We start from the raw sequence: 15,536 nt of genomic DNA, 5'->3' as shown, positions 1-15,536 counted from the left end.
ACAGTCTAGCAGCAGCCTGAATCCTTTGCGCCGGTCCCGAGTGAGGGGCCGAGCCAACCCAGGACATCTCAAGAGAAGAGAGGCCGTGAGTGCCGGGCAGTCCAGGAGTCATCGTCGCCGAGCAGCCCCACTACCTGCCCTGGGTGGACTTCTACGAGCAGGTGGCGCGTGCGGGCACGCTGCTGGTGCTGGACAACGTGCAGTGGCTGCGGCGGGGCTGGCAACGCAGGACGCGTGTGGCATTGCCGGAGAATGTGCCCACACCTCCGCCCACCGAGCCGGGCTTCCAATGGCTGTCCATTCCGCTGGAGGACCCACACCGCGACGCGCTCATCAGCGAGCTGGCGGTGGACACCCGGCAGCCGTGGGCACGCAAGCACCTGAGCAGGCTGGTGACGCTGTATGGGCGGCGGCCCCACTTCGCCACCCAGGTGCTGCCGTTGCTGGAGCCCTTCTACGACAGCGTGGCACGCGAGGCCGGGCCGGGCTCGCTCTTGCGTGTGCTGTTGGGGAGCACCGCGTTGTTCCACGCGCCGCTGGGGCTGAAGCCAGACATCCTCCTGGCGTCCACGCTTCAGCGCCAGGGCGACGAGAAATCCGCGCGCCTGGTGGAGTACTGCCGTCAGCTCCAGGGCCACACGTACTACTCCGGGCTGGGCTCCTCGCTGTACCTCCAGGTGAGCCTGTTCCGGGACGCGGACGTGCGCGTGTTGTGGCAGCGCTTCCGGCACCCGACCTACCCTCAGGGTCGCGAGGGGAGATTCGTGCAGGGCCTGTCGATTGTGGACGTGTTGTCCAACGTGCCGGTGGAGGAGGTGCGCCGGTGGTTGGAGCCCTCGCCGTGGGGCCCCTTCGCACCGGCACAGGCCGGAAGCTGACGGCTAGGACGCGGAGGCCGCGGTGGTCTCCGAGGTCTTGTCGAAGCGCACGAAGTAGCTGCGCACGGCGGCGTCCAGCAAGGCGGGGTCCAGCTTCGGCTCCTGTCCCAGGTAGTGGGACATGTCGATGACCTGGTCCAGGAGGTCTCGGGGCTGGCAGGCCGCGAAGGGGCGGTCCGTCGGCCGGTAGTGCGAGTCGATGAGGTAGTCGATGGCGTTGGCGTTGTAGGCCACGCCCCGCTTGCGGCACATGATTTCGAAGATCTGGTGGAACTGCTCCTCGTCCGGCCGCTGCACCTCCAGCTTGTAGCGGACGCGGCGCAGGAAGGCGTCGTCCACGAGGGCGCTGGGGTCCAGGTTGGTGGAGAAGGCGGCGAAGACGTCGAAGGGCACCTGCAGCTTCTTGCCGGTGTGCAGGGTGAGCATGTCGATGTCGCTCTCCAGCGGGACAATCCACCGGTTGAGCAGGTCCTTCGGCGACACCTTCTGCCGGCCGAAGTCATCGATGAGGAGCATCCCGTTGCTGGCCTTCATCTGGAACGGGGCCTCGTAGTACTTCACTTCTGGCGAGTAGACGAGGTCGAGCATGTCCAGCGTCAGCTCACCGCCCACGACGACGAGCGGCCGGCGGCAGCGCACCCAGCGCCTGTCATACGAGGCGCCCGCTTCGTCCTCCACGGGCTTGTGGATGTTGGCGTCGAAGACCTTCACGACGAAGTCGTCGATGAGGATGGCGTGGGGGATGAAGATGTCCCCTTCGAAGCAGTTCACCATTCCCTGGCAGATGGCTGTCTTGCCATTGCCGGGCGGGCCGTAGAAGAAGATGGCGCGACCGGAGTTCATCGCCGGACCGATGCCGTCGTAGATGTAGTCGCGGATGACCAGATCGCCGAACTTGTCCTGCATCCGCGCGCGGGTGATGCGATTGCCGCGCACCGTCTGCTTCTTCACCGCCGCGATATACTCCTGGAAGGAGACGGGCGCGGGGCCGTTGTAGCGATTGCGGTCGGTGATCTGCCGCAGCATGTCCGTCACGAAGGTCGTGAGCTGGTAGATCATCGTGGACTTGCCGACGCCGGACGCGCCGCCGCCTCGGATGTCCACGTACTTCTGGCGGCGCAGGCCCTCGATGATGTCGTCGATGACGGCCGAGGGGAGCTGGATGCGGCTGGCCAGGTCCATGCCGCGCATCTCACCGGCGAAGAAGAGCGCCTTGAGGATGAGCTCCTCCACGAAGGTCGCCGTGAGGCCGGTCTCCTCCAGGGTGCGAGGCTGGGTGGGCCAGAAGCGCTCCTGGGAGCCCGCGTTGGGTTCCAACGCGCGCCGGGAGCTGGTGCCAGGGGTGCGCCGCTCGGGGCCCGAATAGGACGCCGGGGGTGGAATGGTCCGCCGCTCCTGTCCACTGGGGGGCGCGGCGGGGGCGGCGGCCTGGGGTCGACGTTCGGCACCGGGGGCGCCCGCGGACGGCGGACGGCGCTCCTGGTTGGAGACGATGACGGAAGGCAGTGGGCCGGACTGCTGGGGCGAGCGCATCCCAGCGGGGGGGACGGGGCGGCGTTCAGTGGGAAATTCCGGCTCGTCCGACGGAGGCGCGGGGCGCTGGAGGGCGCCGGGCCGGCGCTCGGGGGGGAGCGAGGGAGCGGAGCCCGTCATGCCGGTGCGGGGCCGAGGGGGGGTGCTGAGAACGGGGTTGGGGCTGTCGGAGACGGAAGGCGTCTCGGTGGGAGTGGCGTTGCGGCTCGAATCGTCACTCGGCTCGCCGGCCGGGGACGGCCTCCTGAACAGGGTCATTCGGTGCTCGCTCCAAGGTGTTCGCGGCAGAGCCTACTCGAAATGCCCGGTATCAACGAGGCGGCCGGGCGTCGGAGGTCCACGCCTTGATGCGCCCGCCTCCTTCCCCGAGGTGGCCCGAGCGCCGCGCCGCCGGCCCATGGGCCTGACTCTCTCACCCGGGAGCCACCCCTTGAACCGACTCAAGTCCCTCCTCGCGCTCTCCCTGTTGCTGTTCGGTGGCAGCGCGGGGGCGCAGACTCCGCCCGTCATCACCTTCGGCGCCAACGGATCGCTGGCCCAGTCGCAGACGCTGCTCGCGGGCGGACAGGTCCAGGTGGCCTATGACGCCAGCCGGCTGCCGCAGTGCCGCGTCACCCTGCCCGATGGCGGCCCGGGTTGGAGTCTCACCGGCCACTACCGCCTCAACGGAGGGGCGGAGGGCAGCTTCGACGTCGCGGGGCAGCCCACCATGGGCGCCGCGCCGGTGCTCGCGCTCCCCGCCGAGGGCACGCTGGAGCCGTGGTTCCGAATCTCCAGCGTGGGCTGCGAGCAGTACGACTCCAACTACGAACGAACTTCCGCTTCACCGTGTCGCCGTAATCAGGGAGCGAATGGCTCGCCACGCGAATGACAATCACTGGCACGCTCGGATCTGGCGGGGCTCGAGCATGTCTTGAATTGCTCCATCGCGATTGGGCACTCGCGCTGTGAGAAGGCCGGCACCCGCCTGACACGGCGGGCGCCGAAGGGCACGACTCAGGTCAGCTGCAGACCCTTGTCGATCTCCGCCAGGCGGAAGCGCGCCATGGCCAGATTCGAGTTGGCGCGGCTCAAGGCCACGTAGAAGAACAGACCCTCACGCGACGCCAGCGGGCGGATGATGTGGTACTGCTCGCCCAGGGTGATGAGGATGTCCTCGATGCGGTCCTTGATGCCCAGCACGGTCATCGCCTTGAGCTTGGCCCGGACGACCTCGGTGTTGGCCGCGGCGGCCGTCTCGATGTTGAAGGTCGCGGTGCCTCCCTGGCTGCCCAGACACATTCCGCTCTTCGCATCCACCAGACAGGCCGCGAAGGCACCTTCAATCTTCAGTGTCTCATCCAGGGATTGCTTCACGTTCGGCATGACTTCTCTTTCGGCTGGGGGGTGGGTGGAGTGTTGCTGGGCGGGTGCGAGCAGCTCTTCCAGGCTGAACGTCAGCTGGCTGGAGTAGGTGCGCGGCTGGGGAACGAAGAGGGCCTGGGCATCCGGGAGCGCCAGCAGGACTTCCAGGTGGCTCGCCATGTGGCCACGGAGCAGGTCTCGGAGCGTGTCGCGCGGAACCAGGCCCCACGCCACCAGCACTTCGCAGAAGTTGCCTCCGTTCTTGCGGCACTCCGTCATGACCTGCTCGACGTCGTCCCGGCTGACCAGCTGCTGCTGGATCAGCACCGACGAGAAGTTCTGGACCCCGGGGCCATTCAGGACCGCCCAGGCCACCTTCCGCTCCACGACGAAGATGCGGCCAGAGACGGTGGTCGACTTCACCACCACCTCACCCCCGGTCTCACTCTCCAGCGCCTCGTGAAGCACGGAGCGAAGGACCGGCCGCGCAACCTGGGTCACCGTTCGGGATGCTCGTTCCATGGAGTGGGTCGCCGACGCACCAAGTGTGCTGATTTTCATATCCAAATCCCCGGCAACTATATCCAGCACCTCAAAAATATCGCAACCCAGCTGAAATATTCGCGAATTTCGAGGGATCTGGGTTCAAGCCGCCCCGGGCGGAATAGACCCGACCCATCGCAGAGATCTCCGCGGATGTGAAGCAGAAATACCACGATGTCTCATACTTCCAGTGAGAGTGTGAGAGCAGCCAAGGGCTGGTCGAGGGAGGCCCGGCCGGTGGATCATGATCCTGGCGCCCGAGGGAGGTCGGCCGACCTGCGTTCTCGGAGCCCACTCGCTGGGAGGGAGCATGAAGAAGTTACTGCTCGGTGCGCTGTCGCTGGGAATCCCGGGGCTGTTTTTCTTCGGCAACGTGACTTACGCGCCCCGGGCGGAAGCCCAGGAGCGCGAAGCTTGCACCTTTCACTACTACGACGACGACACCTACACGAACCACGTGCTGACACTGCGGTGCGCGTGCGGTGAGTCATCGTGTTCGGAGACCGAGGACGTCACGCCGTTCTTCATCATGGAGTGCAGACCCTGCTGAGGCCGTGAGGTCCTGGCGATGACGGCCCAACCCCTGTCATCGCCACGGACCCGGCGTGAAAGACAGCCACTGCCTTGCACCCTCTTCCATGTTCCCTCTAACCTGACATGTCCCGCATGGAAATGCGGGCCCAAGGGGGTTACACATGAAGAACCTGAGCTGGGTCGTGGGTGCGTTGGCATTGTCGCTCATGGGCTGCGGTGGAGCGGAATTCGCAGACACCGTCGAAGACGCCGAGGGCCAGGTCTCCCAGGCCGCCGTGACGTGCACGGAGACCTATGGCCAGTGTCGAGTCGGTCGGTGCGAGCTGGGCCCGAATGATCGCTTCCAGCTCCTCACCCGGGTCTGTTGCGATGCGGCGGGCGCGTGCACCACCACGACCACGCGCATCTGCGGCTGTTGAGGCACCACGCCTGATGAGCCGGGCATCCCAGGGAGCACGCGCCTGGGATGCCTCTCAGGGCCGTGACAGGGATTGGACGAACTTCGTCTTCACGTTCGTCACCTTCCCCGAGCGCTCCAGCACGCCCTGCCCCACGATGAACAGGGCGCCGTGGATCTCCTTCCGGCACCGCTCATACACATCCGGAGGCACCACCAGGTTCGCAATCCCAGTCTCATCCTCCAGCGAGATGAAGCACATCCCCCGCGCCGTCGGCGGCCGCTGGCGGCAGATCATCATCCCGCCCACCGACACCGTCCTCCCGGAAGACACCTGCTTCAGCCCCTCCGCCGTCACCGCCCCCAGCTTCTTCAGCGTGGGCCGCAGCAGCTCCAGCGGATGCTTCTCCAGCGACAACCCCACCGTGTCGTAGTCCGCGCAGACGCGGGCGAACACATCCATCGACGGCAGCTCCACCTCCGTGCCGTCCATCGACATCCCGAAGAACAAGTCATCCGAGTCCAGCGGCCCCAGCGCCTGGATGTCCCACAGCGCCTTGCGACGTGAGCCGCAGAGCGAGCCCAGCGCCCCCGCCAGCGCCAGCCGCGTCAGCTCGTGCCTGGGAATCCGCGCCCGCCGCGCCAGGCTCCCCACGTCCGTGTAGCCCTCCCCTCGCCCCGCCTCCACCCGCCGTCCCGCGGACTCGCCCAGCCCCTTCACCATCCACAGCCCCAGCCGCAGCGCCTTCCCCCCGTCCTCCAGCGTGCAGTCCCAGCGCGAGCAATTCACGTCCACCGGCCGCACCTCCACGCCGTGCCGCTGCACGTCCGCCACCAGCGTGTGCGGCGCATAGAAGCCCATGGGCTGCGAGTTCAGCAGCGCCGTCGTGAAGGCCGCCGGGTAGTGACACTTCAGCCAGCTCGATGCATATGCAATCAACGCGAAGCTCGCCGAGTGACTCTCCGGGAAGCCGTAGTGCGCGAAGCCCCGGAAGTTGTCGAACCACTCCTCCGCCTGCGCCCGCGCATACCCTCGCGACAGACACCCCTCCACGAAGCGTCCCCGGTACTGCAACAGCATCGACTCCGCGCGCTTGTGGCTCAGCACCCGCCGCAGCCCATCCGCCTCCTCCGCGGAGAAGCCCGCCGCCACCATCGCCAGCTTCATCGCCTGCTCCTGGAAGAGCGGCACCCCCAGCGTCTTGCCCAATATCTCCCGCACCGCCTCGCTCGGGTACACCACCGTCTCCTCGCCGTTCCTCCTGCGCAGGAAGGGATGCACCATGTTCCCGACAATCGGCCCCGGGCGGATGAGGGCAATCTCCACCACCAGGTCGTAGAACGTCCTCGGCTTCAGCCGGGGCAGCATGTTCATCTGCGCCCGGCTCTCGATTTGGAACACCCCCACGGTGTCCGCCTCGCACAACATGTCGTAGACTTTCGGGTCCTCCGCCGGAATCGTCGCCAGCGACAGCTCCCGCCCGTGGTGCTCCCGAATCAGCGCGAAGCACTTCGACAGCGCCGTCAACATCCCCAGCGCCAGCAGGTCCACCTTCAACAGGCCAATCGAGTTGATGTCATCCTTCTCCCACTGGATGACTGTCCGCCCCGGCATGGCCGCGTTCTCCACCGGCACCAGCTCCGTCAGTGGCTCCCGCGTCATCACGAACCCGCCCACGTGGATGGACAGATGTCTGGGAACGCCCTCCAGCTCCGCCGCCACGGACAACGTCCGCTGCACCCGCCGGTCGAACGCGGACAGCCCCGCCTCCAACAAGACCTCCGGCGTCACCTGGAACCCGTGCGCCGCGGAGACCTTCGACAGCCGGTCCACCTGGTCCAACGACAACCCCAGCGCCTTGCCCGCCTCCCGCAGCGCCAGCCGCCCGCGATAGCAGATGACCTCACACACCATCCCCGCCCGATGGCGTCCGTGCTTCTCGTACACGTACTGGAGCACCTCCTCGCGCCGCTCGTGCTCGAAGTCCACGTCGATGTCCGGTGGCTCCTTGCGCGCCATGCTCAGGAAGCGCTCGAACAACAACCCCATCCGCACCGGGTCGATGGCGGTGATCTGCAACGCGTAGCAGACCGCCGAGTTCGCCGCGCTCCCTCGCCCCTGACACAGAATCCCCCGCCGCCGCGCGAAGCCGACGATGTCCCACAGCGACAGGAAGTACCCCGCGAAGTCGAGCGCGGCGATGAGTCGCAGCTCGTGCTCTATCTGCTTCACCACCTCCGGCGGAACCCCCGCCGGGTAACGCACGCAGAGCCCCTCGTACGTCAGCGCCCTCAAGTGCTCGTCCGCCGTCCGCCCGGAGGGCAGGTCCTCCTCCGGGAAGCGGTAGCGCAGGTCATCCAGCGACGCCCGACAGCGCGACGCCAGCTCCACGGTCCGCTCCAGCGACTCCGGCCGGTCCGCGAACAGCCGCGCCATCTCCCCGGGCCCCTTCAGCGTCCGCTCCCCGTTGGGCCACAGCCGCGTCCCCGCCTGGTCCACCGTCGTCCCGTGCCGCACCGCGCTCAGCACGTCCTGGAGCGGCTGACGGCGTCGGTGGTGCGTATGCACGTCGTTGTGCACCACCAGCGGCACCCCCAGCTCCCGCGCCAGCACCTCCGCGCGCGCCTCCCGCGCCGAGTCCCCCGCCGACAACGTCCGGCACAGCCCGACATGGAAGCGCCCCGGGAACGCCTCCGCCAACGACGCCACCCGCTCCACCGGCGCCGGCTCCGGCAACAGCGCGAGCAACCCGCCCGAGCGCTCCGCCAGCGCCCGCCACGGCAGCCCCGCCTCTCCCTTGGGGTGCGTCATCCGGCTGCGCGACACCAGCGAGCACAGGTTCGAATAGCCCCCCGAGTCCGCCGCGTACACCACCACCGGAGGCCCGTCCTCCAGCGTCAGCTCCGCCCCGAGGATGAGCCGCACGCCGTGCTCTTTCGCGGCCAGGTGGGCCTTCACCGCCCCGTACAACCCATCCGCGTCCGTCAGCGCCAGCGCGCTCAGCCCCAGCCGCGAGGCGGTGAGCACCAGTTCCTCCGGATGCGAGGCGCCGCGCAGGAACGAGAAGTTGGAGCGACAGACGAGTTCGGCGTAGTCCACACCCGATCAAGACACTGAGCGGGCGTTCAGGCGCTAGGTCGGATCTTCGTTCAGCGACCGAATGACTCCGTGGGTTGAGGCAAGTCGCACCGCCCCCGAAGGACCACCGACGTTTCAGGACAGCCCACCGTCCGAGCCCCTCGTCCAAACCCAGACATGCCATCCACGCACCTTGCTTCCATGTCCGCGCAGCAACGCTCAACTCCTGAGAATCCCTGTCACTGGAGGTCCGGGTGCGTACCGTCGTTGACCGCTCTGTCGACGAGGAGGACGTATGTCCTTGCACGGCCTCATCCGCTTCGCCCTTCCCTTCACCCTGTTCCTGGCATCCGCCCTGCTCTTCCCTCTCCTCGGGCTGGGCGGCGAGACGCAGGCCGCTTCGCGCAAGAGCGCCCCCTGCGGCGTGAATCGTGAACTGTATCTGGGCACCTACAAGGGCCGTGTGTTCAAGGAATGGCAGACACCCCTCACCGACGAGCAGCTCAAGGACCCATTGACTCGCATGGCCAATGACGCCCTGCTCAAGAACAACTACACGCTCACCGTCCGCTTCCTGCGCGACGCGCGGGGCGCCTACTGGGCGGAGACGCTGGTGCAGTTCGACAGCCTCACCCCCGACACCGTGGGCCCCAGCCACAAGGACACCAGCAGCTACCTGCTCAACCTGGACCGGGAGCCCGCCAAGGTGGAGTTCGTCGTGACGCGGCGGCCGGCGAAGACCTACGCCACCCGACCCCAGGAACAACCCCGCACCGGCGGCATCGAGAAGACCACCTCCCGACCCAAGCCCACCAGCCACACCCTGGTCTTCAAGGAGACCCTGGCCCTGGACGCCCTGGACTGCGACAGCGGCGGCGTCCCCCAGCGCCTGCTCTTCACCCGGACCATCGGCGGCCAGCAGCCCATCGTCGAGACCCGGGAGCTGTTCCGCGCGAAGTAGGCGCGGCCCGCCTCTCGGGGAGGCCCATGTAGACGTTCGGTCCTTTCGGCCGGGCCCGTCCGCGTTTGACAGGACGGTGAACCGGCTGACAAAGAGATCTCCATGGACCTGACTCCCGCCGCCTGGCAGCTCTGGATCGTCGCCGCCCTCATCTGCGGCGGGCTGGAAATCAAGCTGTCCGGTTTCGGACTCGTCTGGTTCGGGGCGGGAGCGCTCGTCTCCTCGCTCGCCGCGGCCCTCGGGCTGGGGGGCTTCCTCCAGGTGGCGCTCTTCGCCACCGTCTCCATCGGCCTGTTCGCCGCCTCGCGCACCCTGTTCAAGAATGTTTTCATGCGGAACGCTTCGCATTTGAAGACGGGGGTCGAGGCCATGGTGGGGCAGGAGGCGGTGGTGGTGGAGGCCATCGGGACGCCGCACGGCGGGACGGTGCGCATCAACGGCGAGCTGTGGACGGCCCGCTCGTTGTCCGGCGCCATCCCCGAGGGAGAGCTCGTCACCGTGGAGCAGGTCGAAGGACTCAAGCTGTGGGTGCGCCGCCCTTCGGCGACGTTGTCCGTTCCCGCGGCGGAACAGAAACAGGAGAAAGTCTGATGGATCCACTGACCTTTGTGATTCTCGTCGCCCTCTTGGGGCTCGCGGGCTTCGTGCTGTACACCTGCGTCCGCATCGTTCCCCAGGCCAAGGTCATGGTGGTGGAGCGGCTGGGCAAGTTCCACGGCGTCGCCACCAGCGGCCTCAACCTCCTCATCCCGTTCCTCGACAGCCCCCGCCCCATCGAGATGCGCACGGGCAACCGCTACATGCGCAGCACCATGGTGGACCTGCGCGAGCAGGTCATGGGCTTCGAGACGGTGCAGGTCATCACCCACGACAACGTCAACATGGAGGTCGGCTCGGTCATCTACTACCAGATCGTCGACGCCGCGAAGGCGCTGTACCAGGTGGAGAACCTGGCGCTGGCGATCGAGCAGCTCACGATGACGAACCTGCGCAACGTCATGGGCAGCCTGACGCTGGACCAGACGCTCACCAGCCGCGAGACGGTGAACACGCGGCTGCGCATGGTGCTGGACGAGGCCACGGAGAAGTGGGGCGTGAAGGTGACGCGCGTGGAGCTGCGCGAAATCGAGCCGCCCCAGGCCATCAAGTCCGCCATGGCCAAGCAGATGACCGCCGAGCGTGAGCGCCGCGCCGAGGTGACCAAGGCCGAGGGCGACAAGGCCGCCGCCATCCTCCAGGCCGAAGGCCAGAAGATCTCCCGCATCCTCCAGGCCGAGGGCGAGCGTGACGCGGAGGTCGCCCGCGCCGAGGGCCACAAGCGCGCCACCATGCTGGAGGCCGAAGGCAAGGCCGAGGCCACGCGCCTGACGTTCGAAGCCATCCACAGCGGCCACGCCACCCCGGAGGTGCTCGCGCTGCGCTACATGGAGACCCTCCAGGAGATTGGCAAGGGTGACAACAAGATGTTCATCCCCTACGAGGCCACCGCCACCCTGGGCGCCATCTCCGTCATCAAGGACGTCTTCTTCGCCAAGGACGACGAGGCCAAGCGCCCCGCTCCCCAGGCCCGTCCCACCGCGGCGTCCCTGAGCGCCCAGAGCATCGCCCGGAGCAACGTGCTCGCCGAGCCGGCGACGCTCACGGGCGCCAACGCTCCGCAGGCACGGCGGCCCCGTCCTCCCTCCGGGCAGGACGAGTAGCGCGCTGGCCGGAAACCGTCTTGCTCGTCGTCCAGGCTGGCCGGCGAGCGAGACGGGGTTGCAATCCGCCCCGGAGCAAGCCATAGATTTCGGCGCACGCATCCACCGGAGGGCCTGACACCCCCTCCCTACGCGAGGTTGACGCACCCTTGAAGCTGAGCCGCTGAGTCCCAGGTCTTTTGGCCTCACCGCGCAGGGCCGCCCCTATGGGCTGGCTCGCGTCCTGGATTCAGGAGTTCGCTTCTCATGTCTTCCCTTCGCGCGCATCGCGTGTCGTTCGCCTATTCCGACGCTGTCTCCGTCCTCTCTGAAGTCGACTTCCACCTGACGTCCGGCTGGACGGGGCTCGTGGGCGCCAACGGCGCTGGCAAGTCCACCCTGCTGCGGTTGCTCTCAGGGGAGCTGACACCCACCGAGGGGCACCTCCAGTTTGATCCACCCTCACCCACGCTGCGGCTGTGCCGGCAGGAGGTGGAGGGGCTGACGCCGGACATCACCACCTTCGCCGAGTCGTGGGATGCGCTCGCGCGCAGGCTCCACGGACAGCTGGGGCTGGACGTCTCCGCGTTGGAGCGCTGGTCCACGTTGTCACCGGGCGAGCGCAAGCGGTGGCAGGTGGGCGCCGCCCTGGCCGCCGAGCCTCACGTGTTGCTGCTCGACGAGCCCACCAACCACCTGGACTCGGAGGCACGGACGTGGCTCGTCTCGGCGCTGCGGCGCTTCAAGGGCGTGGGCGTCGTCGTGTCTCATGACCGACCTCTCCTGGAGACACTCACCACGTCCACGCTGCGCGTCCATGGCGGTGATGTGCGGCTGTGGCCCGGGGCCTACTCCGCGGCGAAGCAGCACTGGGAGGCCGAGCGCGAGGCGGAAGTCGGCGTCTATCAGCAGGCCCGCTCGGAGCAGCGACGCGCGGCGCGGCTGCTGGACCAGGCCCGACGGGAGCAACAGTCCGCGGATGCGGCTCGGAGCACGCGCAAGCGGATGAAGGACAAGAACGACAACGACGCGCGCTCCATGGGCGCGTCCGTCGTGGCGGGCTGGGCGGAGAACCATGCGGGCCGCCGCGTGGGCATCCAACGCCGCGAGTTGGAGCGCGCCACCGAGGCCGTGGGGGAGTTCACCGCGGACAAGACGGTGGGCCGCTCCGTCTTCGTCGACTACGTGCGCTCTCCCAATCCGTGGCTGTTCACCGTCGACCTGCCGGAGCTGCGCGCCGGGGACGTGACGCTGCTGGGCCCGGTGAAGCTGTCAGTGGGCCGCGAGGTGCGCGTGCGAATCGAGGGACCCAACGGCGCGGGCAAGAGCACCCTGGTGCGCGCGCTGCTGGAGAACGCCCGCGTGCCCATGGAGCGCGTGCTGTACCTGGCCCAGGACGTGGGCGCGGAGGAGGCTCGGTCCACGCTCGACGAGGTGCGTGCACTGCCTCCCGAGGAGAAGGGGCGCGTGCTGTCCCTCGTGGCCGCGCTCGGTGTGGACCCGGAACGGCTGCTCGGCTCGGAGCAACCTTCTCCGGGCGAGGTGCGCAAGCTGCTCATCGCGCGGGGGCTCGGGCAGCACGCCTGGGCGCTGGTGCTCGACGAGCCCACCAATCATCTGGACCTGCCCTCCATCGAACGACTGGAGGTGGCCCTGCGCGAGTACCCCGGCGCGCTGCTGCTGGTGACTCACGACACCGCGTTCGCTCGCGCGTGCACCTCCGAGTCCTGGCGCGTGGAGCATGGCCGGGTGGAGGTGACGGCCGGGTGAAGCACGTCGAGGGCCCCGCTCACGTCCTGAACTGGGGGTGTTCGCGCTCCCACTTCACCAAGCCCGCGAGCCCCTCTTCCACTGACACGCGAGGACGAAAGCCCGTCTCACGCTCCAGGGCGGTGGGGTCCGCCCAGGTGCCGTCCATTTCCCCGGGTTGGGCGGGCAGTGGACGCAGCACCGCCCGAGTCCCCGCGTGTCGCTCCAGCACGGCCACGAAGTCGCGCAGCGAGACGGGCTCTCCCCGGCCCACGTTGAGCAGGCGATACGGCGGTGTCGCGGTGGGCGGGCGGTCCAGCACACGCAGCACCGCCTCCGCTACGTCGTCCACGTGCGTGAAGTCGCGCCGCATGCGGCCCTCGCCGTAGAGGTCGATGGTGCGCCCCGCGTGCAAGGCGCGCAGGAAGCGCAGCGGTGCCATGTCCGGGCGACCCCACGGGCCGTAGACGGTGAAGAAGCGCAGCCCGCTGGTGGGCAACTCGTGCAGGTGGCTGTACGTGTGGGCCAGCAGCTCTCCGGCGCGCTTGGTCGCGGAGTAGACATTGAGCGGGTGGTCAGCGGAGGCGCTCTCCGCGAAGGGCGGCGGCGTGTCCGCGCCGTACACGGAGCTGGAGGAGGCGTAGACGAGGTGCTCCACGCGCGCGGCACTCGCCTGCTCCAGGACGTGGAGGAAGCCCGTCACGTTCGCGTCCAGATAGGACCGGGCGGAGGCCCCCGCCGCGCGGACGCCGACCTTCGCCGCCAGGTGCACCACGCGCTCGGGGCGTTCTTGCTGGAAGATTCTCGCGAGCGTGGCGCTGTCGGTGATGTCGACGGGATGACAGGTGAAGCGCTCGGCGTCGGGGGAGGCGCGGAGTCGGGCCAGTCGGGCGTGCTTGAGGGGCACGTCTCCGGAGGGGTCCAGGTTGTCCACGCCGAGGACCGTGTCCCCTCGCGCCAGCAGCCTCGCGCTGACGTGGTGACCGATGAAGCCCGCCGCTCCGGTGACGAGGACCCGCATGCGGACCACACGCTCCCATGGGGCCCTGGCGGACGCCACGTCCACGGTGTGACGAAGTCCCTCGCGGAGCGTCCCGTCGGACCCGACACCTGACTTCCCGTGGCCCCTGCTTGGACGTAGGGTGAGCGACATGGTGTCCGTGAACCAGCTCCGACCCTTCGCCGAGGCCTCGCTCGAGGCCTTCCGAGCCGCGTCAGGCCCGGTGGCGCTCATCCAACAGCCCGTGGACCCGGTCTTCCGGAGCGTCGCCCAGCAACTGACGGGGGCGCGCACGGTGGGCATGGCGCACCGCACGCGCATGACGGAGCGGCTGCTCGCGATGCTCCGCGACTTCGACAACCTGGAGGTCCACTTCCTGAACCCGAAGGTGGATGGTGAGGAGCTCACCGTCGGCCGTTCGGAGTGTGACCTGGTGGTGCCGGACCCTTCCGTCTCGCAGCACCACGCGACGCTGCGGTGGAATGCGGCGACGGGCGGCTATCTGGTGCGCGATGCCCAGTCGATGAACGGCACGTGGATCAACGGCGCGCCGCTGGGCTTTCGCGCGCAGGTGACGCTCAACGACGGCGACACGCTGGCGTTCGGCGACGCGCAGTTCCTCTACCTGCGCGCGGAGACGGTGCACGAGCACCTGCGACTGGCGAGCCCCCGGGCGACGCCCTGAGGGCGAGGGGCGTCAGGGCACTTCCTTGACGATCTGGATGACGGCCTTGCGCAGATAGGAGGTGTAGTCCGTCTGCGACTGGTACAGGCCAATCATGGCGACGGTGCGGCTCTCCGTGCGCCAGACCAGTTGGCCGTCGGAGGAGATGACGCCGGCCTCCATCACCACATCGGCGCGGCCCATCGTCTGAATACCAGAGACGTCGACCCAGGACAGCACGACGACGACGGCGGCCTCGGCGTCATTGGCGCGGATGACGGACACGACTTCGTCCGTGGAGGGCGAAGGCGCCGCGGAGATGCGGGTCCCGACGACGTCGAAGCCCCGCTCGCGCAGGACGGACTCCGTCTGGCTGACGAGGACGGTGCGCGGGTTGCCCTCGCCCATCAGGTCCTGGCGGTAGGACGACATGGGCAGCGAGTCCACGCGAGAGCCGACGACGACGACGACCTTGCGGATGGCCCCCGCGGGACGCACCTCCGGCGCGGCGCATGCGGTGACGAGCAGGGACAGCAGGAGGAGAGCGGAGGCGCGCATGAGGGCCCTGGGGAAAGAGGTGGTCGCTCTGCATAACCACGGGTGACGGGTGCGGGCAAACGGGGATGCCGTGTGACGGGGCGTGGTATCCACCGGAGTGTGCGCGCATGGCCTCTTTACTGTGTCGTGATACGAGCAAGGAAACGCCATGAGCCGATTCGCCACGCCCGGCCTGCTCTTCGCCATCCTGTCGGCCTGCGCCACCACCTCTCGCGAGGGGCCTGCGGCATCGGCATGCCCGACCCACAAGCTCGACTTCACCCAGGAGACGGGATGTCGGAACGACGGCTCGGTGGAGTTCTGCCTTCCCACGGGTGATGAAGCGCTGATCGCCCGAGTGAGAGGATTCGCTCCGACCTCGCTCCAGGCCGGGGCCTCACGAGGCCGTGTTGGCTGCAGCATCCCCGAGGAGACACTCTACTTCTTCGCTACCGGCGACACCGAATGTGTCTCACGCCATGGCGCGCTCACCCCCACCGCATGGGACGCGCTCTGCCGCATCGCCGAGCTTCCAGAGGTAAGGAAGATCGCTCCGACTTGGTACGAATAGAATGCCGCTCCGAAACGACCCAGCGTCTCTTCCATCCAAGTGATTACATCCCCCCAAGAGCGGCTCA

General features: G+C 68.1%; 15 protein-coding genes. 10 read left to right on the top strand and 5 right to left on the bottom strand.

All coding sequences use genetic code 11. From position 1 onward, the window contains the following. Positions 1-89 precede the first annotated feature (89 nt). Positions 90-878: a WbqC family protein gene (locus tag G4D83_RS23830; RefSeq protein ID WP_163867115.1), complete on the top strand. Its 789-nt coding sequence runs from the start codon at positions 90-92 to the stop codon at positions 876-878. A 3-nt stretch (positions 879-881) separates the two neighbouring features. On the opposite strand, the gene G4D83_RS23825 is transcribed toward G4D83_RS23830, so the two are convergent. Next, positions 882-2,669, bottom strand: a complete 1,788-nt coding sequence (locus tag G4D83_RS23825; protein ID WP_163867114.1) for an ATPase — start codon at positions 2,667-2,669, stop codon at positions 882-884. Between the two features lie 172 nt (positions 2,670-2,841). Here G4D83_RS23825 and G4D83_RS23820 point away from each other — a divergent pair, with 172 nt between their 5' ends. After that, positions 2,842-3,282 (top strand): DUF6209 family protein, encoded by a 441-nt coding sequence (locus tag G4D83_RS23820; protein ID WP_163867113.1) that lies wholly within the window; start codon positions 2,842-2,844, stop codon positions 3,280-3,282. Positions 3,283-3,407: 125 nt separating this feature from the next. Here G4D83_RS23820 and G4D83_RS23815 read toward each other — a convergent pair whose 3' ends face one another. Continuing rightward, complete coding sequence (locus G4D83_RS23815) at positions 3,408-4,256, bottom strand: hypothetical protein (protein ID WP_240356526.1); 849 nt, start codon at positions 4,254-4,256, stop codon at positions 3,408-3,410. Positions 4,257-4,608: 352 nt separating this feature from the next. On the opposite strand from G4D83_RS23815, the gene G4D83_RS23810 reads away from it, so the two are divergent. Both G4D83_RS23810 and G4D83_RS23805 read left to right on the top strand, forming a co-directional pair. Next, positions 4,609-4,848 carry a hypothetical protein gene (locus G4D83_RS23810; protein WP_163867111.1) on the top strand — a complete coding sequence of 80 codons (240 nt, stop codon included), beginning with the start codon at positions 4,609-4,611 and terminating at the stop codon, positions 4,846-4,848. A 145-nt stretch (positions 4,849-4,993) separates the two neighbouring features. Continuing rightward, on the top strand, positions 4,994-5,251 hold the full coding sequence (locus G4D83_RS23805) for a hypothetical protein (protein ID WP_163867110.1): 258 nt from the start codon (positions 4,994-4,996) through the stop codon (positions 5,249-5,251). Positions 5,252-5,305: 54 nt separating this feature from the next. Here the strand turns inward: G4D83_RS23805 and G4D83_RS23800 are convergent, their stop codons facing one another. Further along, positions 5,306-8,329 (bottom strand): error-prone DNA polymerase, encoded by a 3,024-nt coding sequence (locus tag G4D83_RS23800; RefSeq protein ID WP_163867109.1) that lies wholly within the window; start codon positions 8,327-8,329, stop codon positions 5,306-5,308. A 274-nt stretch (positions 8,330-8,603) separates the two neighbouring features. Between G4D83_RS23800 and G4D83_RS23795 the strand changes: the two genes are divergently transcribed. The 4 genes from G4D83_RS23795 to G4D83_RS23780 all read left to right on the top strand — a co-directional run bounded on the left by G4D83_RS23795 (position 8,604) and on the right by G4D83_RS23780 (position 12,718). After that, positions 8,604-9,269 (top strand): hypothetical protein, encoded by a 666-nt coding sequence (locus tag G4D83_RS23795; protein ID WP_163867108.1) that lies wholly within the window; start codon positions 8,604-8,606, stop codon positions 9,267-9,269. A gap of 102 nt (positions 9,270-9,371) precedes the next feature. Then, positions 9,372-9,860 (top strand): NfeD family protein, encoded by a 489-nt coding sequence (locus G4D83_RS23790; protein WP_163867107.1) that lies wholly within the window; start codon positions 9,372-9,374, stop codon positions 9,858-9,860. Beyond that, positions 9,860-10,969: an SPFH domain-containing protein gene (locus tag G4D83_RS23785; RefSeq protein ID WP_163867106.1), complete on the top strand. Its 1,110-nt coding sequence runs from the start codon at positions 9,860-9,862 to the stop codon at positions 10,967-10,969. Before G4D83_RS23790 ends, G4D83_RS23785 begins: the two co-directional genes overlap by 1 nt. Before the next feature lie 246 nt (positions 10,970-11,215). Next, complete coding sequence (locus tag G4D83_RS23780; protein WP_163867105.1) at positions 11,216-12,718, top strand: ATP-binding cassette domain-containing protein; 1,503 nt, start codon at positions 11,216-11,218, stop codon at positions 12,716-12,718. 19 nt (positions 12,719-12,737) lie between these two features. Here the strand turns inward: G4D83_RS23780 and G4D83_RS23775 are convergent, their stop codons facing one another. Then, the gene (locus tag G4D83_RS23775) at positions 12,738-13,718 is read right to left on the bottom strand and encodes an NAD-dependent epimerase/dehydratase family protein (protein WP_163867104.1); all 981 of its coding nucleotides are present in this window, start codon (positions 13,716-13,718) and stop codon (positions 12,738-12,740) included. Positions 13,719-13,848: 130 nt separating this feature from the next. On the opposite strand from G4D83_RS23775, the gene G4D83_RS23770 reads away from it, so the two are divergent. Further along, on the top strand, positions 13,849-14,382 hold the full coding sequence (locus G4D83_RS23770) for an FHA domain-containing protein (RefSeq protein ID WP_163867103.1): 534 nt from the start codon (positions 13,849-13,851) through the stop codon (positions 14,380-14,382). 12 nt (positions 14,383-14,394) lie between these two features. Here the strand turns inward: G4D83_RS23770 and G4D83_RS23765 are convergent, their stop codons facing one another. Further along, complete coding sequence (locus tag G4D83_RS23765) at positions 14,395-14,919, bottom strand: hypothetical protein (RefSeq protein ID WP_163867102.1); 525 nt, start codon at positions 14,917-14,919, stop codon at positions 14,395-14,397. Positions 14,920-15,067: 148 nt separating this feature from the next. Here G4D83_RS23765 and G4D83_RS23760 point away from each other — a divergent pair, with 148 nt between their 5' ends. After that, entirely contained in the window at positions 15,068-15,469 is a 402-nt protein-coding gene (locus G4D83_RS23760) for a hypothetical protein (RefSeq protein WP_163867101.1), read from the top strand. Positions 15,470-15,536: the final 67 nt, after the last annotated feature.

This window comes from Myxococcus eversor, assembly GCF_010894455.1.
GTDB classification, from domain to species: Bacteria; Myxococcota; Myxococcia; order Myxococcales; family Myxococcaceae; genus Myxococcus; species Myxococcus eversor.
This window is presented reverse-complemented; position numbering and strand designations above follow the sequence as displayed.

Excerpts from the sequence above, each read along its gene's own strand:
- G4D83_RS23825 (WP_163867114.1), bottom strand. The coding sequence starts at position 2,669 with ATGACCCTGTTCAGGAGGCCGTCCCCGGCCGGCGAGCCGAGTGACGAT.
- G4D83_RS23810 (WP_163867111.1), top strand. The coding sequence starts at position 4,609 with ATGAAGAAGTTACTGCTCGGTGCGCTGTCGCTGGGAATCCCGGGGCTG.
- G4D83_RS23805 (WP_163867110.1), top strand. The coding sequence starts at position 4,994 with ATGAAGAACCTGAGCTGGGTCGTGGGTGCGTTGGCATTGTCGCTCATG.
- G4D83_RS23795 (WP_163867108.1), top strand. The coding sequence starts at position 8,604 with ATGTCCTTGCACGGCCTCATCCGCTTCGCCCTTCCCTTCACCCTGTTC.
- G4D83_RS23790 (WP_163867107.1), top strand. The coding sequence starts at position 9,372 with ATGGACCTGACTCCCGCCGCCTGGCAGCTCTGGATCGTCGCCGCCCTC.
- G4D83_RS23785 (WP_163867106.1), top strand. The coding sequence starts at position 9,860 with ATGGATCCACTGACCTTTGTGATTCTCGTCGCCCTCTTGGGGCTCGCG.
- G4D83_RS23780 (WP_163867105.1), top strand. The coding sequence starts at position 11,216 with ATGTCTTCCCTTCGCGCGCATCGCGTGTCGTTCGCCTATTCCGACGCT.
- G4D83_RS23775 (WP_163867104.1), bottom strand. The coding sequence starts at position 13,718 with ATGCGGGTCCTCGTCACCGGAGCGGCGGGCTTCATCGGTCACCACGTC.
- G4D83_RS23770 (WP_163867103.1), top strand. The coding sequence starts at position 13,849 with ATGGTGTCCGTGAACCAGCTCCGACCCTTCGCCGAGGCCTCGCTCGAG.
- G4D83_RS23765 (WP_163867102.1), bottom strand. The coding sequence starts at position 14,919 with ATGCGCGCCTCCGCTCTCCTCCTGCTGTCCCTGCTCGTCACCGCATGC.
- G4D83_RS23760 (WP_163867101.1), top strand. The coding sequence starts at position 15,068 with ATGAGCCGATTCGCCACGCCCGGCCTGCTCTTCGCCATCCTGTCGGCC.